This window comes from Sinanaerobacter sp. ZZT-01 (genome assembly GCF_035621135.1).
In the GTDB taxonomy this organism is placed as follows: domain Bacteria; phylum Bacillota; class Clostridia; order Peptostreptococcales; family Anaerovoracaceae; genus IOR16.
The window spans coordinates 1,880,352-1,901,191 of the sequence record NZ_CP141728.1 but is presented as its reverse complement, the minus strand read 5'-3'; the positions used below and the strand labels follow the sequence as shown (position 1 = coordinate 1,901,191).

The window sequence follows — 20,840 nt, the reverse complement described above, 5'->3', positions numbered from 1 at the left end:
CCCTTTACACTATTTTTTATTTTTTAAGCACATAAAATCTTTTCTAGAAATGCGTATACTACTTGAGCCGTTTTTACAACCGAATCCAATTCAGTATATTCATCACTTCCGTGATAGTTTTTACCTGCTGCACCAAAGATCACAGCTGGAGCCCCTAATCTGGAACCTAGATAATTGAAATCACCTATACTTTGAAAATAAGACTTGCTTGCTGGTTTCTCGCATACTTCATCTACTGTTTCTATGAACTCCTTAGCAAGTGGTTCTTCTCCTGTTATTGTATAAGGCATAAATCCTCTTGAACCTTCAGAAGGCGCCTCGCGAAATCGAATTGCATATTTACAAGTAATACCCGCTCTCTCTACAGCCTTTTCAATTTCTTCTGTAATAGATTTCTCATTTTCTCCAACTACAATATGGCGGAATAATTTTATTTTTGCATAATCCGGTACGCTGCATGCACCTCCGTCGCATTCTACCGCGACTACGCACAGAGAACCTTTTCCAAGATACGGATCTTCGATATAATCGATATTTTGAAGCTCACAAATAACTTTCGAAGCTGCTTCCGCTGCATTTACACCCAATTCCGGTGTAGCTGCATGAGCCGACACACCAAAGAATTCAATTTCTAAACCATATCCTCCTCTTGCGCCAAGGCAGATATCCGGAAATGGTTTTCCTGTAAACCCGGCACTTGGCTCCGTAATAATTGAAAAATCAATATTTTCTAAATATCCATCTTCAATTAAAGAATTGGTGCCCATTCCATACGGGCCTTCCTCTACAGAAACATAGGTAGAAATAATTTTTCCATTAAAATCCTTATGATTTTTGGTAAAAGCTTTGAGAGCTAACATGGTTGCTGCGCATCCAGACTTCATATCCAAAGCTCCGACCCCATAAAGGCGGTCCTCACAGATTTCTCCTTTCGGATTTTTAGTCCATCCATTGCATAACTTTACGGTATCCAAATGTCCATTCAGGCAAATGGTAGGACCAGGTTTTTCTCCTTCCAGCTGAACAATGATATTTCTGCCTTGGAACCCAGTTACTTTTTCTTCATGGTATTCATGAAAAACAGCCTCCATATTATGCTTATGAAACCAGTTATACACGTAATCCATAACAGCATCTTCTTCAAAATACGGGCTTTCAATGGAAACCAGATCCATTAATAAATTTGTTGTTTCTTCTTTCTCAATTTTATACATTTTGTAACACTACCGCCTTTATCTTTGATTTGTTCTTATTTTGAAGGCTCCTCCCTCCATATAAATTTACCTGTCAGCGCATAAATGATAGCTACAACCGGTGTCAAGTAACACAAGAATGCATAAGGAAGATACTCCAAAGTATTTACTCCAAGTGTTCCTGTAAAGAAGACTCCGCAAAGTCCCCAAGGAACCAATGGAGAAGTTACTGTTCCAGAATCTTCACAAGTTCTGGAAGCTACATCAGTCCGAATGCCGATTTTCTTATAAGCAGGTAAGTACATTCTTCCTGGGATGATAATTGCAACATACTGACTTGCCGAAATAATATTGATAAGAATGGAAGAAAGAATATGCGTAACGATAAGATTTCTAGCACTCTTTGTTAAAGCTTCCATCTTGTTGATCAATGCTTCCAATGTTCCTGTTACTTCAAGGATACCTCCGTAAGAAAGTCCCAAGTACCCTAAAGATACCGTCCACATCATGGCTTGAATACCACCTCTATTTAACAGTTTATCAACAGCGGCCACTCCGGTATCAATGGTATAGCCATAGTTCATAAAGCTCATCATCTCTAAAATGGAATATCCCTGCATGATCATTGCAATTACCATAGCGATGAGTGCTGCTATAATCATTGCCGCGAGCGCACTGACTTTTTTCGCTGCCATAAATACAACTGCAGCCAAAGGAATTAAACTGATCAATGTATAGAGCGGTGAAACATTAAAATTATCTCCAATGCCCTTTAAAATAGCATCTACAGCACTTGTATCGATAGAGTCTGCACTGTATTTCATGCCTAATACGGTGTAAATAATTAGCGAAATAATAAATGCGGGTACAGTTGTATAAAGCATACTTTTAATATGTGCAAATAAATTCGTTTCACAGACGCCTGCTGCTAAGTTTGTGGAATCTGAAAGAGGGGAAAGCTTATCTCCGATAACCGCACCGGAAATAACTGCACCGGCAGTCAACGCGGGCGGGATTCCAAGACCTATACTGATTCCCATAAACGCGACACCGAAGGTGCCTCCTGTTGTATAACTGCTTCCTGTACAGACTGAAGAAACTGCGCAGATTAATGCAGTGGTCAAAAGAAAGACTGACGGATTAATTATCTTTAATCCATAATAAATTAATGCAGGGATGGTTCCAGATGCAATCAATGCAGGAATCAGCATACCAATGAACATTAAAATCAGCATTGGTACCGTTGCAATCTTACATCCATGCAAAATGCCGTCTTCAATCACTGACCACTTTGTTCCACTCAGCATCAAAACTAATACTGCAAATGTAGTTGAAAATACGAGCGTCATATGAATGTCGGGACTCCCAGCTACTAATACTTGAGCAATAATGATTACAAATAAGAACGTTATACATAGTAGTGCAATAAGAAATGATGGTTTTTTTGTACTATTTTCCATGAAAAAGTTCCTCCTTTTTTTATTTATATTAAATATATACAATTATGGTTGTTTCTCGCGTGTATAAGATGTTTTAAAATTAAAATTAAAAATTTTATTCTATTTTTATATAAACACTTTTTAAACATCTTTTGCCCTTTGGCAGCATTACCATATATTTTCTTTCTCTTCTATTATCTTATCGTAGATTGTCTTGTACATTTTATTTTCCTGTATTATAATTAAATTCAAATATTACTTTTAAAGGAGGTTTCTCTCTTGCGGCATTATATAAACAGCATCTGTCCAAAACCAAGCTATTTGGAAGAAGTCTTTATAAAAAGTATGGCACAAAAGCTTGAGCAAAATAATGAAATTGACAACTCTTTATATGGAAAATATGATTATGTTAAACGCGGTCTGCGTAATGCAAACGGTGCCGGTGTTGTAGTCGGACTTACAAATGTCGGTGATGTTCAAGGCTATGAGGTGAATGAACAGGGCTTTAAAGTACCGATTCACGGTAAGCTTTTTTACCGAGGCATTGATGTAGAAGACATCGTGCATAGTTGTCTGAAAGAGAATCGCTTTGGATATGAAGAAACGAGTTATCTTTTATTGTTTGGTGAGCTTCCAACAAAAAAAGAACTAGAAGAATATAAAGAAGTATTGGGTTCCAAACGTGAGCTTCCGACTGGTTTTACAAGGGACACCATCTTAATGTCACCCAGCTATAGTATCATGAATAAATTGGGACGAAGTATTCTCACCCTTTATTCTTATGACCCGAACCCTGATGACATTTCCGTTGCCAACGTGCTTCGGCAATCCATTGATTTGATTGGTTATTTTCCATCTTTAGTTGCGTATGGGTATCAGGCAAAGAAAAATTATTTTGATAATGAAAGTCTTCACATTCACTATCCAGACCCTGTGAAAAGTACAGCGGAAAATATTTTGCGCATGATTCGCCCAAGCAAAGAATACACTGACCTTGAAGCGAAACTGCTTGATCTTTGTATGATTTTGCATGCAGAACACGGTGGAGGCAATAACTCTTCCTTTACCACTCACCTTGTTACGTCAACTGGAACTGACACCTATGCAGCGATCGCTTCTGCCATCGGTTCTTTGAAAGGTCCAAAGCATGGCGGTGCAAACGTAGAGGTAATCCAAATGATGGAAAATATTCGTTCGAATGTAAAAGACATTACGAATTATAAGGAAGTGGAACAATACTTAATTAAAATATTAAGAGGACAAGCAAATGACGGGACCGGACTTATTTATGGTCTGGGGCATGCTGTTTATACCATTTCCGATCCAAGAGCCACATTACTGAAAAGTATGGCAAAAAAACTCGCGAAAGATAAGAATCTAATGGATGACTTTATGCTTTTCGATTTCATTGAAAAAAGAGCACCTCAATTATTTTGCGAAGTAAAGGGGATAGACAAGCCAATGCCTGCAAATGTGGACTTGTACTCAGGATTCGTCTATGATGCCCTAAATATCCCCGTAGAGATCGCGACTCCAATCTTTGCCGCTTCCCGTATCTCAGGCTGGTGTGCACATCGCATTGAGGAGCTGGTAGCCGGAGGACGCATCATGCGGCCTGCATACCAATGTGTAAAAACCATGACGCCTTACACGCCTTTGGATCAGCGTTAATGAATACAAACGAAATAAGAAAGCTGCGTTTTTACATCAAACGCAGCTTTTTTTATTAAATCTTATATAATTTCATACATTTCTGAGGCAGTTTCTTTTGTAACATGCTCCAAAACAGCCTTTACTTTTACCTTAAGCTCTGAATTTCCAAATCGAATCCAAATAACATCACCAACATTTACTTCACTCCCAGGCTTTGCTGCCTTTTCATTAATGAAAATACGCTCTTGCTCACAAGCTTCTTTTGCCACCGTTCTTCGCTTTATCAAACGTGAATTTTTTAAATATTTATCGATTCTCATTCTTTTTACCTTTTTTCATTCTTTTTACTTGTATTTTTCAATCAACCGCTGCTTTCAGCTTTTCATAAAAATTAGAATCAGTGATTCTGTTCTGCATTTTTATAGTTTCAGGATAGAAAAAAGAGCAGAAACCCTGCTCTTTCATTTATGGTCTATTTATTTACTGCATCCTTTAATGCCTTGCCAGCTTTAAATACAGGAGCCTTTGCGGCAGCAATTTTAATTACTTCGCCAGGCTTTCTAGGGTTTCTTCCCTGTCTAGCTTTTCTCTGTCTAGTCTCAAAGGTTCCAAATCCAATGAGCTGCACCTTGTCACCTTTTACAAGTGCATCTTCAACACTCGCTACGAATGCATTCACAGCCACCTCAGCATCTTTTTTGGTAAACCCCGTTTTTTCTGCTACGCTAGCAATTAATTCAGCTTTATTCACGAACACAACCTCCTTAAAATTTCACTAATTTTAATAAAAAGAACATTATTTTAGCTTTGCTTCGTTCCACAGCTTGTCCATCTCTTGCAAAGTCATTTCCTCCAGGCTACGTCCCTGTGCTTCTGCCGTTGATTCAATGAACTCAAAGCGTTCAATAAACTTCTGTGAAGTACCATTTAGCGCATCCTCTGGATCTATACCTAAGAATCGAGATACGTTAACAACCGCAAAAAGTAAATCGCCAACCTCTTCCTTAATACGATTTTTATCGATTCCTTCGTATATTTCCAAAAGCTCTAAGGTTTCTTCTTTTACCTTAGCAAAAGCTTCCTCAACCTGATCCCAATCAAACCCAACCTCAGCTGCTTTTTTTTGAATCTTTTCGCTTCGCAATAAAGCAGGTAAAACCTTTGGTATGTTTCTCATAGATTCAGTGTGAGAAACAACGCCATGCTCTTTTCTTTTCACATTTTCCCATTTTTCCAGTACCTTGTCAATACTTTCTGCATGATTGTTGGAAAAAACAGCGTTTTTTTTATGAAAAACATGGGGATGACGGCGAATCATTTTCTCACATTCTCTATTAGCAATATTAACCAGCAAAAAGCTTCCCTTCTCTTCTCCGATTACACTATGCATAATTACCTGTAAAAGGACATCACCAAGCTCTTCTTCTAAATTGTCAAAATCCTGCTTGTCAATCGCCTCAACCACTTCATAAGCTTCTTCAATCAGACAGCGGCGCAAGGTTGCATGCGTCTGGACACGATCCCACGGACATCCGCCCTCACCTCGCAGGATCTGTATGATTTTTTTCAATCTTCCAACTGCTTCTTCTGCTGTTTTTGCAGGTTCATAGAGTTCTTCATACATAATTGGATCCTCTCTTTATCTTGTAAATTCTTAAAGATTCTATACATTTTTTTATTGATTTCTTATTTTTTATTCGATTTACCAGTCATTCGAATCAATTTTGATCCTCCCGGCAGCATCGCAAACTCTTCAAGCGTAATCGATTTGGTGATAAAAAGCATTCCGGCATATATGCCAGCACCGATAAAAACGGATAATATGGTTGAAATTGCATTGCCCATAGAACCTGCCAAATATGAATGAATCATCCATACAACCTCACTCATTACCAAAGCAGAAATCAATGGCTTGATCCACGTCATCATTATATCAAATCGAACTCCGGTATATTTCCTGACTGCTAAAATGTTTAAAGCGGATGCAACAACATAAGCTGAAACCGTACCTATCGCTGCACCTTTTACATTGACACTTTCAATCCCGGTCAAAGTATAGGTTAGGATCACTTTGACAATCGCACCAAAACAAAGATTAAAAACAGGAATTATCTGCTTACCGATTCCTTGTAAAATCCCAGTTGTCGTCTGCACAGAAGACAGGAACACAACACCAATGGCTAAAATAAATAAACAGGGAGCTGCACTCACTGCACTTGCTTTTTGTGCCGGATAAAGCAATAACATAATTGGTTCTGATAAAACCATAAGTCCGAATGCACACGGAAGCCCTATCATCATAGCGGTCCGCAAACCCATTGTAATATTATAGTGTAAAAATATAGTATCACCTTTACGATGCGCTGCTGCGATTGCAGGCACTAAACTCATTGCGATCGCCTGCGTCAAAACTTGTGGAAAGTTAATCAAAGGACCTGCTAATCCGGTTAGCTGCCCGTATAGACTGTTCGCCGCTTCTTCTGTAAAGTTTGCTTCCTGCAAACGTCGCATTACAATTCCAACGTCGATAGTATTCATGATCGGCATAATTGCGGCTCCAATTGTAATCGGAACTGCAATGCTAAAAATATTGACTAAAATCTTGCTTGCCGGTTCCCCTCGTTTGTGTTTATCACGCCTCATATCGCTATGGATTTTTTTACGATTTCCATAGTATATGACAACGACACAAAGAAGTCCTCCGATTGCTCCGGCCGTCGCACCAAAAGAGGCACCGGAAGCTGCAAATTTCAATCCTTTTGGTACCAATGCCAATGCGAGAGACAAACCAGCTGCTACACGAAACAGCTGCTCCACCACTTGCGAAGCCGCTGTCGGCTCCATTTTCTGCATACCTTGAAAATAGCCTCTATAAGCCGCCATTAAAGGTACAAACAGCAATGCGGGTGCAATCGCCATCATTGCATATTTTGCATTCGGATTTTTTAGATGTTCTACAATCATTCCTGCGCCAAAAAATAAAATAGCAGAAGAAACGATTCCAATTCCGAATAACAGCAAGAAGGAAACTCGAAATATTCGATGGGCTTCCTTTGGATTATCCATTGCGTTACGTTCCGCAACCATTTTGGAAATCGCCGTCGGAATCCCCGCTGTAGACAGGGTTAAAAATAAAACATAAATGGGATATGCGGTTTGATAATATCCCATCCCGTCATCACCGATGATATTTGCCAAAGGAATGCGGAAAACGGCTCCTAAAGCTTTAATAATAAGCCCTGCAACTCCTAAGATTAACGCACCCTGCAAAAAAGATTTTTTCTTAGCCATACTTTATAATTCTCCTAAAATTCGTTCCTTTGACTTTTCTACCTCGTAAACAACCTTCTCTATATCAATCGTACTGAACTCTCCACGGTCATATAGTACTCTGCCGTCTACCATTGTTAAAATGATTTCACTGCCTGATGCTGCATAAATTAAATTATTTTCTAAGCTATGTACCGGTTTCATAGAAATTGAGTTCAAATCCAAAACAATTAAGTCTGCTTTTTTACCTACCGATAAGCAGCCGGTATCCATACGTCCTTGCGCCTTTGCTCCTACTTCCGTTGCCGCCGCTAATACTTGGTTCACGTCTGTCACAGTCGCATCAGAAAACCAGCCTTTATGCACCAAGGCAAAAAATTTCATGTCTTCTAAGATATTCAGATTGTTGTTGCTTGCAACCCCATCTGTCCCAATCGCAACGGCAATTTGATTTTTTAATAATTGGGGAACATTGCAAACACCGCTTGCTAACTTTAAATTACTGATCGGACAGCTTGCAACCGTCACTTTTTTTTCTTTTAAAATAATGAAGTCTTCCTCTTCCAGCCACACGCAGTGAGCTGCCGTAGTCGAATTTTCAAATACACCAAGTTCGTTTAAATATTGTACCGGAGTATATCCCTGATGCCTATCTTTGCAATCCTGCACCTCTGCTTGCGTTTCAGAGACATGTACATGGAGGTTTGCCTTTATTTTATTACAATATTCGGCCATTTGTCTTACTGTTTTTGGCGTACTCGTATATTCTCCATGAATGCTCATATCAATTTTCAACCGACCATTCCCGGCATTATGATATTCTGAAAAAAGTGCAGATGCTTCTTTGTAACAGTCTAATTGGAACAAATCCTCATCTGAAAAGCACAAGAGAGGTACACCTAAATTATTTTTCACACCACTTTCCACAACAGCCTTTGCGATGGATTCTCCAAAATAATACATATCGGTTGTCGCTGTTATTCCAAAACGCAATGACTCTGCAATTCCAAGAAGTGTTGAATAATACGCATCTGCCTTTGTCATCTTTGCTTCAAAAGGAAAAATCCGATCATTCAGCCAGCTTTGAAGCGGCAAATTCTCTCCATAGCCTCGAAGCAGCATCATTGGAGTATGTGCATGCGAATTTACAAATCCGCTCATCAGTAATTTTCCTCTACCATCAAAAGATTCTCCATATTCTTCCTTTGGCATCTTCTTACCAATATAATCGATGTACCCGTTTTTTATACCTACATAACAATCCTGTTTAGGCTGTAAGGCTTGATCTAATATTGTGATATTTTTAAAAAGCATGAGAAGTCCTCACTTTCTATATCCATTGATTCGACTATCATAAGTGCAGCCCCTGCTCCGGCATTCCACTCTGATATCAACGCAAAATCAATCGATTTCGTTACATAAGCATTTATTCTATCATCCATGCAGATTATTGTTCGATTCGCTTCTTTCTGATACAATAAATACATCTGATACAAAATTTTCTAATTTTGTTATATAAAACGTATTTATTATACCATAGATTCCTTTTTCTTTCATATAAAAAGTAGAAATAACAGATTCAAAGATTCCTATTTTCACAAGTTTCCAAAAGAAATATCAATCTTAAATTTTTTCTTTGAAAAGTACGGAAATATCAATTCTGCAGCAATCGTTTTTATCGGGTAAAAAATAAAATAAAAATACGCCAGCAGCCGAAACTGCCGACGTATTATTTCACATCTTTTTTCACTAGTTTTCCATTTGACGTGCCAAAAATTGTGCTCCGATTTCTGCAGTCTTTTTCTCAGCATCCTGTATCGAGCCTTCTTTTTTCATCAAGATGACCGAACCAATCGCATCTCCCTGAGATATAATTGGTGCAATCATATATGACTGATATTCACTTCCTTCGGAAGTTTCCATCGTAATATTTTCTAATTTTTCTTCTTGATCAAACAAGCGGCTTGTTTTTTCATGAATTATAGTTTCTACAGTCTGCGCAATACGTTTTTCTAAGAATTCCTTTTTAGGTGCTCCTGCTACAGCAATAATTTGATCTGTATCTGTAACAACAAATGTACACCCCAGCATTTTACTTGCTATTTCTGCGTAATCACCTGCAAATTCATTCAGTTCACCAATCGGGGAATATTTCTTTAAAATAACTTCTCCTTCGCGGTCCGTATATATTTCCAGTGGATCACCCTCTCGAATTCGCATGGTTCTTCTTATTTCCTTTGGGATCACAACACGCCCCAGGTCATCAATTCTTCTCACTATTCCTGTTGCTTTCATACAAACAATCCTTTCATTTTCAGTATATTTTTTCTTACTTTTTAACTTGTTTCTATTGTTTGCTTTCAAAGAAAAAATATACCAGAAAAATTGTTTTTTTTTTGAAATATTGTTTATCCCTATTTTCTTGCCTGACGATTAAAAGTGATGAAAATCACGAATGCAAAGAGAAGAAAGACGAATAAGATCGTGTGATTCAGCTGAAGAGCGGAAGAAACTAAATCCCAATTCATAACCGCATCGGGATCTACAATTCTTCCTGTATTTGTAACAATATAAACACGTTGTCCGCTGACGCAAATGCCTGCAGCTACCAGCGATAAGACGATGCAGTTACGATAAAAATATTTTTTAGGTATATTCTTTATTATAAGCTGAAAAAAACAAAATAAAGCTGCTGCATAAATAAAAACAATCCCTATAACCGTCACACAAAGCCATAATCGATTGCTCTTTATCATTAAACCGTCGTCTTTCATCCCAATTTTATCTAAATTCAAATAAAAAAAAGAAAAAAGACATATCACCGTTACGCCATGAAACACATCCAGTTTTATATGCTGCACTCTGTCTAAGCTATCTAGAGAATCATACAGCCAAAACAGGATACGGGGCGGATGATTTACATCCTTTTCATTCGCGGTAACAAAGTAAATTCCCCAAATATACAAAGCTCCCGTTAACAGCAAAGAAAGAGCGATTAGGAGCAAATTTACATATAGAGCCACCACTCGCCAATTTTCATCGGCGACTTCACCTAAAAGTTTAAAAAGCTCAAAAAAATCTCTCTCTGCAAGCGGTATAAAAAAGGTGTTTTTAACAATGGATTGAATTGGAAAAAATAATAGAATACAAAGAAGGCGATACCAAGTACACCACGCAGTCGTTTTTTCTCCTTCCTCTAGTTCTTCTCTTAATTTCCAATAATAATTTTTTCTAAAGTAAAGGCTGATTCCCCAAAAAAGTAAAAAAAGGCAAAAAGAAAGACCTCCTCCCAACGCTGGAATACATAAAAGGAGAATAAATAAAAGCAATGAGAAAAGGGGCATTACAAAAGAAAGAAAATCGATCCATATCAACTTTTCTTTTCGATAGGGCAGATTGCCTTTTCTCTTTGTCGCTCCTTCTTTCCCACGTAACTGATTCATCTCAGTTGATGAATTTCCCTTCTGGAATAGATAATCAACCGTCACACCAAATACCTGTGCCAAATCTATAAGCAAAGTGACCTCAGGATACCCTTCACCGGTTTCCCATCGTGAGACAGCTTTGTTCGTCACACCTAGTTGCTCCGCAAGCTCTTGCTGTGTCATATTCTTACTTTTTCTCAATTTTGTGATTTTATCTGCAAAGTTCTGATCCATTGTATTTTACCGCCTTTTCTTATTTGTTATAGAAGAACATACTCGCTAAAATAGAACAATCAATTCTTATTGGAATTTGTCTACGATTCGTAGATTCTTATTTTTTATTCCGAAAAACCTTCTTTTTTATGATATTTTTCAATTGTAAATCCACGTCCTCGAACTTCATTTATTTGGTCAATCATCATAAATGCATCCGAGTCAATCTCTTTTATAAAAGCATTCAATTTGGGAAGCTCTCGATTGGATATCACCGTTAAAACCATATATTGATCCTTACGCAAACAGCCAGTCTGCGCTTTCAGCAAAGTGGAGCCACGATCCATAGTTTTTAAAATCATTTCGTTAATTTCTTCATATTTATCGCTTATAATTTTAACTTGTGTCTGCGCTTTCCCTGCCAAAAGCACCTTATCCAGCACCACTGTGTAAATTAAGACCACTAAAATACCGCTCAATACCTGCTCCACTGAAGCTTGAAACATTTGGAGCAATAAAATGCCGCTGTCAAATACATACAGCATGATCGATATAGAGAGGCCGAATTTTTTGTTTAGCAGCAGCGGCGGAATATCCATCCCTCCGGTTGATGCTCCTTCTCGCAATACAAATCCAATTCCCAGCCCGATCATGCCCCCTGCATATACGATTGCCAAAATCGGATTTTCCGTCAACCCCTTAGAAAACGGAAGATGCTGAAATAATGATAAGATGACCGGATAAAAAAAAGTACTGACAAGTGTTGTTAATGCAAAGCTTTTTCCTAATATCCAAGCCCCCAACAGGAACATAATAATATTAAATATGCCTACAAACACACTGACTGGAATCGAAAATTGATAATGAAAAAACAGAGCAAGACCCGTGCTTCCTCCTGTTATTAAACCGTTTGGTATGATAAATGCAGCAACTCCAAATGCATAAACCGCATTTCCCAGCAAAACCATTATGATTTTTTTTATCTGAAATAAATTCACTCTCATATTGTCTCCTTTATCGGCAAGGCTTCCCCCTTCTACACTCACCTTTTTCATAAGATAGAAACCGATATCTTATATTATATAAAAAAGCGGCTCCTTACTTATTATAGGGAGTCCGCTTTTCTTTTTCAAGTCATACTTTCATGAATTAACGTATGAAAGCACTCTATTTTAAGCTATGATTCTATTCTTCGTCAGCCTTGGTCTTACCATCGGTGCTATTGTTCTTATTATTGTCTGTCTGTACTTCCTTTTTATCTAAATATTCTACTTTTATTTCTTTTTTCAATTCTCCAATTACTTCCTGATATTTTTGATTTACAACAGAATCTTCTGCCTGCGTCTTTGCCTCTTCAAAAGTAGCCAGTCCGGGTTCTTTACGGTCAGTCAATTTTATAATATGGTAACCGAAACTGCTTTTAATCGGCTCACTGATTTCACCGACTTTTAATGCTTTTGCGCCTTCCCAAAATTCGGCAACCATTTCTCCTTCTTTAAAGGATCCCAGCTCTCCACCCTTATCTTTGCTTCCTGGATCAATTGATTTTTCTGATGCAAGCTTTGCGAAATCCTTACCTGCATCTAGCTCTTTTTTGACCTCTTTTGCTTCTTCTTCTGTTTTCACGAGAATATGACTTGCTGTCAAATATAAATCTTTAGAAGTGAACAGTGAAGTATTCGCATTATAATAAGCCTCAGCTTGCTCATCTAAATCTTCAATGCTTCCCTTTAAATCATCATACATTGCCTTTGCATAGTATTGAGAATTATAAAACGTAGTTAACGTATCAGTTGTAATTCCTTGTTCTTTTACCATAGTTCCGGCATTCTCTTTTACTGATTTCAGGAAATTTTTCAAGTCTTCATCATGGGTATCAACAAATACGTCTAACTTTTCTCTTTCACAGTATCGCTTTACCAGCTCATCTGCAATCATCTGCTCAAGCATCAGAGATGCTAAATAATCTTTCTGGCTATCTTTAGTGATCTGACTCATATCATATCCTGCTGCATAGGCATTCCACGAAATATATTGACTCAGCTGATCCCTCGTTATCGTTGTATCACCGACCTTGGCTACCTTCGTATTATCTGCCTTACTTCCGCAGGCAGTAAAGCTGATAACCAACATCAATGCCAGCAAAATCATCGTCCATCTTTTTAATTTCATTTTTTATCTCCTCATACTTGTTTTTCATTTTGTTATAGAACAAAAATAGTATATCATTTTTTTAATGCTTATCCCAGCAGTTTCTGGAGAAAGCCTAAAGTCTCACTCAGCTTATCTTTGCTCGCCATATTATATTTTATGGAAGGCTTCACGCCTCCGTAAATTAGTAGATTCATTCCGTAAGTTTCCACTAAACGAGCCATTTTATCCGCAGTTAATTTATTTTTTATTTCAAAATCAAATACCAACTTTTTCTGCTCCTGATGAATTCGATTGATTCCAAGCTTTCCTGCATATGATTTAATCAAGGCAATATCGATTAAATTGCTGGTTTCCATCGGGATATCTCCAAATCTGTCTAAAAGCTCATCAACAACTTCAAGCTTCTCTTCCCCATCCCTTAAAAATGCAATTTTTTTATACATCTGTAATTTTAATAATTCATCACCGATATAAGAATCTGGTATAAACGCAGGTACCTCCAGCTCGATAGAAGTTTCAATTTCCTCTTCCTGACTCACATCTCCACCGAGTTCTCGAATGGCATCCTCCACTAGCTTACAATACAATTCGTAACCAATCTGCATCATATGCCCACTTTGCTCCATCCCAAGAAGATTGCCAGCCCCTCGTATTTCCAAGTCTCGCATTGCAATGCGGAAGCCGGATCCAAACTCTGTAAATTCCTTAATCGAACGAAGCCTTTTTTCGGCAATTTCTGTTAAAACCTTATCTTTCTGATAAAGTAAATACGCATAGGCCATGCGGTTAGAACGTCCGACTCTTCCACGAAGTTGATACAGCTGAGATAATCCAAAGTGATCGGCATCGATAATCAGAATGGTATTCACATTTGGAATATCAATGCCGGACTCAATAATCGTGGTTGCGATTAAGACATTGTATTTTCCGTTTATAAAATCAATCATGACATCTTCCAACGTCTTTTCTCCCATTTGTCCATGACCAATAGCAACATTTGCTTCCGGAACAAGGCTTTGAATCAGTTCTGCAATACGGTGAATACCGCGTACACGATTATATACGACATATACCTGCCCACCTCGGTCTAATTCTTTCTGAATAGCTTCCCTTATCACCTCATCTTCCTGCTCCATCACGTATGTCTGCACAGGATATCGTTCCTCCGGCGGTTCTTCAATCAGGCTCATTTCTTTAATCCCCACCAAGGACATGTGCAAGGTACGCGGAATTGGTGTCGCAGACAGTGTTAATACATCTACATTTTTCCTCAATTGCTTTAGTATTTCTTTATGCTGAACGCCGAAGCGCTGTTCTTCGTCAATTACCAGTAATCCTAAATTTTTAAATCGTACATCCTTGGAAAGCATGCGGTGTGTTCCCACTACGATATCCATCGTTCCATTTCTTATTTGATCAACAATCCCATCCTGCTGTCTCTCATTTCGAAACCGGCAGAGCATATCAATTTGAAACGGAAAATTTCCAAAGCGGTTCTTAAAAGTATAATAGTGCTGATTCGCTAAAATCGTTGTCGGTACCAAAATTGCCGCTTGTTTCCCATCTGCCACGCATTTAAAGACCGCACGTGCAGCAACTTCTGTCTTTCCGTAGCCCACATCTCCACAAAGCAAACGATCCATAGGGATTTCTCTTTCCATATCCTTTTTTATTTCGTTAATACACCGCAGCTGATCCGGTGTTTCTTCATAAGGAAATGCATCTTCAAATTCTTTTTGCCATGGTGAATCCGTTGAAAATGCATACCCCTTCTCCAATTGGCGTGCAGCGGACAATTCGAGAAGTTCCTTAGCCATATCTGCAATTGCCGCTTTTGCCTTCGCTTTGGTTTTTTTCCATTCTCCACTGGAAAGCTTATTAATTCTAGGGTTTGCTCCATCGTTTCCCACGTATTTTTGAATGATATCCATTTGTTCCACCGGAACATACAGCATATCTTCACCGGCATATTTTATCTTTAAGTAATCTTTTTTACTTCCTTGAATGTCTAATTGTTCAACACCTAAAAATTTACCAATTCCATGATTTTCATGCACAACAAAATCACCTTTGCGGATATCAGTAAAAACTTTAATCGGCTTTGCATTTTTATTTTCTTTCCTTACTCGTTTTTGCTTCGTATGAACGAAAATATCACTGTCAGAAATAATAACCAGATGTTCTTCCGGGTATTCCATACCGGAAACAAGCTGACCGGATACAATCTGCACTTTTTCTTCCAGCCCGCATCGAGAAAGAAAATCTCTCATATTAATATTACGCTCTTCCGTTGAACAAGAAAGAAGCACTTGATAGCCCAGCTTTACATAACGCATAAGCTCTGTCTCCAAGAAATCCATCCGTCCATTGAAAACCGGAGGCTGCTTGGAGGTAATTTGAAAGCTTCCGTCAAGTTGCCCGATTCCTTTGATTTGTTTTTGAAATGGGGTAAAAAGAAAAACCGTCTCATTTTTATAAAGAGAAAACAGTAAATTCTTTCCGGCGATAATTGCACTGTCTTCAGGAACAGCTTCGCCACGTTCCAAAAGCACCTTAAAGTCTTCCTTAGCTTCTCCTTCTCGGAATTCCAGTTTTTCTAATATACGATCCGGATCGTCTGCAATCAGAGTCCTTTTGCTCTGCATATAATCCCAAATATATTCTAATTTTTCATAAAAATAAGGGATATACGCTTCAAGCAGTTGCTTATTTGTTCCAGTCTGGATGCATTCTAATATTTGGTCTTTTCGAGCCAGCAGGCGTTCTTTCTTATCTTCAGATAATCTTTTTGCTTGACGCTGGTATGCTTTTTCAATTTTTTTTGCACCTAACTCAAATAAGGCATCACCGCCGATATCTACCATATGTTTTGCCGGATAGATCGATATTTCTTCCAATGTATCCTGGGATCGCTGTGTCAGCGGGTCAAAGCTACGTATAGAATCAATCTCTGTGTCAAAGAATTCAATTCGGCACGGATATTGACAGTCCAGCGGAAAGATGTCCAAAATCCCTCCACGAATCCCATACTGCCCTTTTGCCTCAACAAAAGGAGCACGTTCATAGCCCATGTAGGTTAAATTCTTTTTTAATTCTTCAACCTCAGCCTCTTCTCCAATTTTTAATTTTACTGCATAAGCAGAAAAAATATCCTTCGGAGCCATTGGCTTTAATGCTCCTGAAATCGGTGTAATGACAATGCAGTCTTCACCCTTTAACAGAGCGGTTACGGCACGCAGCCGTTGCTCTAAATACTGATGGCTTTTTGCATCATATCGAAGGAAGCTTTGTTCTTCTTCCGGAATTACATATATTTTTTTAGAAACAAAAAAAGACAGGTCCTCCGCCAATCGCTTTGCCTTTCCATACGAAGAGGTTACGATTAAGCTTTGTCCCTTTCTTTCTTTTGTAACGATACTGACAATCGGCGCAACTCTACTTTCCGCCACACCTGAGAAATTAAAAATACCCTTCGCATTTCTGACTAAGGAACGTAATCCCCTAAATTTTCCATTCAGAACCTGATTACTCATGTTACTCTTGATCCCCTTCTTTTCGCGGTTTTACATTATACTCGTTCATTGCCTTATCTATTCCCTTTTGCAGCATACATTCTACGGCTTGAACGGCAGTTATAACCGCTTCTTCCATTAAAGGCTTTTCTTCCTTTGTGAACCCTCCGATGACATAACGGTCAAGAGGCATTTTCCGCTCTCCTCCAATACCAATCCGAATTCTTGGAAACTGATCTGACTGAATATCATATAAAATAGAGCGCATTCCATTATGCGTTCCCGCACTTCCTTTTTTTCTTATACGTACTGTTCCGGTGGGAATGTCAATGTCATCATAAATAACAACTAAATTTGTTATGTCCTCTTTGTAATATTCTATAATTTCTCGAACAGAATTTCCGCTGAGATTCATATAGGTCTGAGGTTTAACCAATAAAACTTTTTGGTCGGAGATTCTTCCTTCTCCGACCAAAGCTTTATGTTTTAATTTTGTCACACTAATTCCATGTTTTTGCGCTAATTGTTCAATTGTAATAAAGCCAATATTATGTCTTGTATTTTCATATTGTTTTCCTGGATTACCCAGTCCTACAATGATATACATAAAATCTCCTCCTGCAAACACCTATTATCGATACATAAGCGGACGAGAAGATTCATTTCGACCGCTTTAATCAAATAATTTGCTGATAGAATCGTTTGTAAAGATACGAATCATTGCCTCTGCAAACAAAGGTGCCACAGATAACACCTTAATCTTAGGGCTTCTTTTTTCCTGCGGAATTAAAACAGTATTCAACAGTACACATTCTTTAATTACTGAGCTTTCAATTCGTTCAATAGCCGGACCTGAAAGAACAGCATGAGTTGCACAGGCATATACTTCTCTTGCACCTAAATCCTTTAGCGCATTTGCCGCATTTGTTAAAGTTCCTGCTGTATCAATCATATCATCGACAATCAGTACATTTTTATCCTGAATGTCTCCGATTATATTCATTACTTCACTTACATTCGCTTTTGGTCTTCTCTTGTCGACAATTGCAATCGGTACATCAAGAGGCTGTGCCATGTTTCTTGCCCGTGTTACACTTCCAAGATCTGGAGAAACCACAACGAGGTTGTCCAATTTCTTTTCCATAAAATATTTTACTAAGATCGGCATGCCAAGCAGGTGATCCAGCGGAATATTAAAATAGCCTTGAATTTGTGACGCATGCAAATCCATCGTTACCACACGGTCTGCTCCCGCGCTGCTTAAAAGATCAGCAACAAGCTTTGCTGTAATCGGATCTCTCGCTTTTGCTTTTCTATCTTGTCTTGCATATCCATAATAAGGAATTACCGCATTAATTCTGCCTGCAGATGCACGCTTCATCGCATCAATCATAATCAGCAGCTCCATCAAACTATCATTCACAGGATCACATGTGGGTTGAACGATATATGTATCAATTCCACGAACCGTTTCCCATAAGTTGACAGAAATTTCTCCATCACTAAATTTGGTCACAGTTGCCTTTCCTAAAGGCTTTCCCATTATTTTCGCAATTTCTTCTGCCAATTCAGGGTTAGAATTCCCTGTAAAAATTTTGTAATCTGTGAACACGCCGTTCTTCATTATTGTCCTCCATTTCCTTCGACCATCATCACATTTTATTTTTCTAATAATCCCCGTTTCTTTACCCAGCCTTCTATATTTTTTTGCTTTGCTCTCCCTACAGAAAGCGCTTCATTCGGGACATCTGTTGTCACGGTGGTACCGGCGGCAATATATGCGCCTTCTCCTACTGTAACCGGCGATACTAAATTAGTATTACAACCAACAAACGCACCGTCCTTTACGACCGAACGATGCTTATTTTTCCCATCATAATTTACAAAGACAACGCCGCACCCTAAATTAACATGTTCTCCGACATCGGAATCTCCAATATACGTTAAATGAGATGCCTTTGAATGGTTTCCTAATGTAGAATTTTTTACTTCTACAAAATCACCTACCTTTGCATGTTCCCCAATTCGGCTATTCGGCCTTAAATATGCGAATGGACCTACCTTTGTGTGGCTTCCCACCCGACTTTCTAAAATAACTGAATTCTGAATTTCGACCTCGTCTTCAATTATACTGTCCTCAATTCTAGTATTGTGTCCAATGACACAATTTTTACCAATGGAAGTATTCCCAAGCAAAATAGCACCAGGCCAAATGACTGTACCTTCGCCAATCGTTACTGATTCGTCAATATAAGCATTTTTCCAATCCATAAAAACAACACCCTTTTTTAGGTGTTCTATTATAATCTGCCAACGCACTTTTTGCTTTTCTTCTTCCCTTTTTAAAAACTCAGCTATTTCATTCGTCCTATCACTCATATTTAAACGCTCCTTGTCCTATATTACATTATAAGTATATCAACAAAATGTCAAGATATAAAGAGGAAAAAATCATCTGCTTATCTGATACCACTCTAGAAATTTACATAAAAAAACAGCGTAATCAAGAATTCGCTGCTTTTTTATGCCTTATCCCCGATATTATTAGGATTGCATTACCTTTTGCCGTTCATCATAAAAATCATCTGTCTTCTCTCCTAGGATACGATTGTATTCTTCGAAGATAGCATTCTTGATTTTATTTCTGGTTTCCGACATCAATGGATGTGCAATATCTCGAAAATCGCCTTCACCCATTTTTCTGCTTGGCATGGCCACAAACAATCCATTTTGTCCGTCAATAATTTTAATGTCATGTACTACAAATTCTTCATCAAACGTGACGGAAACGACCGCTTTCATCTTGCCCTCATCATTGACCTTTCGAATCCTCACATCAGTTATTTCCATACTGACACACCACCCTTTCTCCCGGATCAATTCTGCACCCATCCCCCTAATAGGTTATATGGGTTGATAAATGTATTATACAGTAAGCACACCTTTACCACAACCTTTTTTCTCACAATTTTCCAAATTACGTCAAGATTTCCTCATTTCCCATTATCGTAATTTTTCCAGAATCTTCATCTACCTTCCCTAAATGAAGCAAAGTAAAGTAGTTCTGGATCTTCTTTTTTTCTGGTTCCATAGCTGCAATTACAACACCTACTCCAGCTATTTCCACTTCAAATTCTCTGAGCATGTCACTGATTCCTTTTACACTGCCGCCTGCCCTCATAAAATCATCAACAATAATAGCCTTTGTGCCAGGCTTTACTGCTCTCTTCGCAAGAGACATTTTCTGTATTCTTTCAGTTGAACCGGAAAAATAATTGATACTGACTGTAGAGCCTTCTGAAATTTTACTTTCCCTTCGGATCACAACCATTGGCAAATTAAGCATATGTGCTGTCATTAAAGCAACTGGAATTCCTTTTGTTTCAATCGTAACGACATAATCCGCATCTAATGCCACAAACTTTTTCGCAAATACTTCTCCAACACGTCGAATTAAATCTGCATCAAACATAATATCTGATGTATATAAAAAACCGCCGCCTAAAATGCGGCTCTTATCGGAAAGCTTCTCTTTCAATTCATCCAACAATTCCTCGGTTGCAGCCGGTGAAATCCACGGAACATATTTAATGCCTCCCTTTGAACCAGCCGTCGTTTCAATTTTTCCTAATCCTGTATATTCGACTGCTTTTCTCGCTGCACTCACATCTTCGCTGATGCTAGACTTCGCTGCCTGAAATAAATCACAAAAATAATTTAAAGAAAAACTTTTATTTGGATTTTGACATAAAATATGTACCATCGCACCTACACGTTCTGTTCGTTTCATATTTGGTGTCCTCCGTCATTTTCTCGTTCGAAAATAAATTCGATTTTATTCAGCATTTTGATTCTATTTGTTTTTTGTTCACTTGTCAAATTAACAGCATCTTTTATGGTGTTTATGGTATAATAAGTACGAACATACGAAACAAAATCAGCTTATTTCATCAAAAAGGTATCTATTGTGCCGGTCTGAAT

Annotated in this window: 18 protein-coding genes; 1 reads left to right on the top strand and 17 read right to left on the bottom strand. The window is 38.2% G+C overall.

Annotation, left to right across the window (positions count from 1 at the left end; all coding sequences use genetic code 11):
* Positions 1-23 precede the first annotated feature (23 nt).
* Together U5921_RS09125 and nhaC are read right to left on the bottom strand one after the other, a co-directional pair.
* Positions 24-1,214 carry a M20 family metallopeptidase gene (locus U5921_RS09125; protein ID WP_324822622.1) on the bottom strand — a complete coding sequence of 397 codons (1,191 nt, stop codon included), beginning with the start codon at positions 1,212-1,214 and terminating at the stop codon, positions 24-26.
* A 35-nt stretch (positions 1,215-1,249) separates the two neighbouring features.
* Positions 1,250-2,653, bottom strand: a complete 1,404-nt coding sequence (nhaC, locus tag U5921_RS09120) for a Na+/H+ antiporter NhaC (protein WP_324822620.1) — start codon at positions 2,651-2,653, stop codon at positions 1,250-1,252.
* 258 nt (positions 2,654-2,911) lie between these two features.
* Between nhaC and U5921_RS09115 the strand changes: the two genes are divergently transcribed.
* Positions 2,912-4,303 (top strand): citrate/2-methylcitrate synthase, encoded by a 1,392-nt coding sequence (locus U5921_RS09115; RefSeq protein ID WP_324822618.1) that lies wholly within the window; start codon positions 2,912-2,914, stop codon positions 4,301-4,303.
* A 62-nt stretch (positions 4,304-4,365) separates the two neighbouring features.
* Here the strand turns inward: U5921_RS09115 and U5921_RS09110 are convergent, their stop codons facing one another.
* The 15 genes from U5921_RS09110 to purR all read right to left on the bottom strand — a co-directional run bounded on the left by U5921_RS09110 (position 4,366) and on the right by purR (position 20,649).
* The gene (locus U5921_RS09110) at positions 4,366-4,605 is read right to left on the bottom strand and encodes an RNA-binding S4 domain-containing protein (RefSeq protein ID WP_324822616.1); all 240 of its coding nucleotides are present in this window, start codon (positions 4,603-4,605) and stop codon (positions 4,366-4,368) included.
* Between the two features lie 152 nt (positions 4,606-4,757).
* Positions 4,758-5,036, bottom strand: coding sequence for an HU family DNA-binding protein (locus U5921_RS09105; RefSeq protein ID WP_324822614.1), 279 nt, complete (start codon positions 5,034-5,036; stop codon positions 4,758-4,760).
* Between the two features lie 45 nt (positions 5,037-5,081).
* Positions 5,082-5,909: a nucleoside triphosphate pyrophosphohydrolase gene (mazG, locus tag U5921_RS09100; RefSeq protein ID WP_324822612.1), complete on the bottom strand. Its 828-nt coding sequence runs from the start codon at positions 5,907-5,909 to the stop codon at positions 5,082-5,084.
* 62 nt (positions 5,910-5,971) lie between these two features.
* The gene (locus U5921_RS09095) at positions 5,972-7,576 is read right to left on the bottom strand and encodes a polysaccharide biosynthesis protein (protein WP_324822610.1); all 1,605 of its coding nucleotides are present in this window, start codon (positions 7,574-7,576) and stop codon (positions 5,972-5,974) included.
* A 3-nt stretch (positions 7,577-7,579) separates the two neighbouring features.
* Complete coding sequence (locus U5921_RS09090; protein ID WP_324822609.1) at positions 7,580-8,869, bottom strand: amidohydrolase; 1,290 nt, start codon at positions 8,867-8,869, stop codon at positions 7,580-7,582.
* A gap of 435 nt (positions 8,870-9,304) precedes the next feature.
* Positions 9,305-9,850: a stage V sporulation protein T gene (gene spoVT, locus U5921_RS09085; protein WP_324822607.1), complete on the bottom strand. Its 546-nt coding sequence runs from the start codon at positions 9,848-9,850 to the stop codon at positions 9,305-9,307.
* A 119-nt stretch (positions 9,851-9,969) separates the two neighbouring features.
* Positions 9,970-11,214, bottom strand: coding sequence for a helix-turn-helix transcriptional regulator (locus U5921_RS09080; RefSeq protein WP_324822605.1), 1,245 nt, complete (start codon positions 11,212-11,214; stop codon positions 9,970-9,972).
* 104 nt (positions 11,215-11,318) lie between these two features.
* Entirely contained in the window at positions 11,319-12,197 is an 879-nt protein-coding gene (locus U5921_RS09075) for a YitT family protein (protein WP_324822603.1), read from the bottom strand.
* 181 nt (positions 12,198-12,378) lie between these two features.
* Positions 12,379-13,365 carry a peptidylprolyl isomerase gene (locus U5921_RS09070; RefSeq protein WP_324822601.1) on the bottom strand — a complete coding sequence of 329 codons (987 nt, stop codon included), beginning with the start codon at positions 13,363-13,365 and terminating at the stop codon, positions 12,379-12,381.
* Between the two features lie 68 nt (positions 13,366-13,433).
* The gene (gene mfd / locus U5921_RS09065) at positions 13,434-16,880 is read right to left on the bottom strand and encodes a transcription-repair coupling factor (protein WP_324822599.1); all 3,447 of its coding nucleotides are present in this window, start codon (positions 16,878-16,880) and stop codon (positions 13,434-13,436) included.
* A 1-nt stretch (position 16,881) separates the two neighbouring features.
* Positions 16,882-17,466 carry an aminoacyl-tRNA hydrolase gene (gene pth / locus U5921_RS09060; protein WP_324822596.1) on the bottom strand — a complete coding sequence of 195 codons (585 nt, stop codon included), beginning with the start codon at positions 17,464-17,466 and terminating at the stop codon, positions 16,882-16,884.
* Positions 17,467-17,532: 66 nt separating this feature from the next.
* Complete coding sequence (locus tag U5921_RS09055) at positions 17,533-18,483, bottom strand: ribose-phosphate pyrophosphokinase (protein ID WP_324822594.1); 951 nt, start codon at positions 18,481-18,483, stop codon at positions 17,533-17,535.
* A gap of 35 nt (positions 18,484-18,518) precedes the next feature.
* Entirely contained in the window at positions 18,519-19,238 is a 720-nt protein-coding gene (locus U5921_RS09050) for a DapH/DapD/GlmU-related protein (RefSeq protein WP_324822592.1), read from the bottom strand.
* Between the two features lie 165 nt (positions 19,239-19,403).
* The gene (spoVG, locus tag U5921_RS09045) at positions 19,404-19,709 is read right to left on the bottom strand and encodes a septation regulator SpoVG (RefSeq protein ID WP_324825976.1); all 306 of its coding nucleotides are present in this window, start codon (positions 19,707-19,709) and stop codon (positions 19,404-19,406) included.
* A gap of 127 nt (positions 19,710-19,836) precedes the next feature.
* A complete protein-coding gene (gene purR, locus U5921_RS09040; RefSeq protein ID WP_324822590.1) occupies positions 19,837-20,649 on the bottom strand; it encodes a pur operon repressor in 813 nt (270 codons plus the stop codon).
* Between the last annotated feature and the right edge of the window lie 191 nt (positions 20,650-20,840).

Bases quoted from the DNA above. Each gene is read 5' to 3' on its own strand.
- U5921_RS09050 (WP_324822592.1), bottom strand. From the start codon at position 19,238: ATGAGTGATAGGACGAATGAAATAGCTGAGTTTTTAAAAAGGGAAGAA.
- mfd (WP_324822599.1), bottom strand. From the start codon at position 16,880: ATGAGTAATCAGGTTCTGAATGGAAAATTTAGGGGATTACGTTCCTTA.
- pth (WP_324822596.1), bottom strand. From the start codon at position 17,466: ATGTATATCATTGTAGGACTGGGTAATCCAGGAAAACAATATGAAAAT.
- U5921_RS09090 (WP_324822609.1), bottom strand. From the start codon at position 8,869: ATGCTTTTTAAAAATATCACAATATTAGATCAAGCCTTACAGCCTAAA.
- mazG (WP_324822612.1), bottom strand. From the start codon at position 5,909: ATGTATGAAGAACTCTATGAACCTGCAAAAACAGCAGAAGAAGCAGTT.
- U5921_RS09055 (WP_324822594.1), bottom strand. From the start codon at position 18,483: ATGAAGAACGGCGTGTTCACAGATTACAAAATTTTTACAGGGAATTCT.
- U5921_RS09070 (WP_324822601.1), bottom strand. From the start codon at position 13,365: ATGAAATTAAAAAGATGGACGATGATTTTGCTGGCATTGATGTTGGTT.
- purR (WP_324822590.1), bottom strand. From the start codon at position 20,649: ATGAAACGAACAGAACGTGTAGGTGCGATGGTACATATTTTATGTCAA.
- U5921_RS09095 (WP_324822610.1), bottom strand. From the start codon at position 7,576: ATGGCTAAGAAAAAATCTTTTTTGCAGGGTGCGTTAATCTTAGGAGTT.
- nhaC (WP_324822620.1), bottom strand. From the start codon at position 2,653: ATGGAAAATAGTACAAAAAAACCATCATTTCTTATTGCACTACTATGT.
- spoVT (WP_324822607.1), bottom strand. From the start codon at position 9,850: ATGAAAGCAACAGGAATAGTGAGAAGAATTGATGACCTGGGGCGTGTT.
- U5921_RS09125 (WP_324822622.1), bottom strand. From the start codon at position 1,214: ATGTATAAAATTGAGAAAGAAGAAACAACAAATTTATTAATGGATCTG.
- U5921_RS09075 (WP_324822603.1), bottom strand. From the start codon at position 12,197: ATGAGAGTGAATTTATTTCAGATAAAAAAAATCATAATGGTTTTGCTG.
- U5921_RS09080 (WP_324822605.1), bottom strand. From the start codon at position 11,214: ATGGATCAGAACTTTGCAGATAAAATCACAAAATTGAGAAAAAGTAAG.
- spoVG (WP_324825976.1), bottom strand. From the start codon at position 19,709: ATGGAAATAACTGATGTGAGGATTCGAAAGGTCAATGATGAGGGCAAG.
- U5921_RS09110 (WP_324822616.1), bottom strand. From the start codon at position 4,605: ATGAGAATCGATAAATATTTAAAAAATTCACGTTTGATAAAGCGAAGA.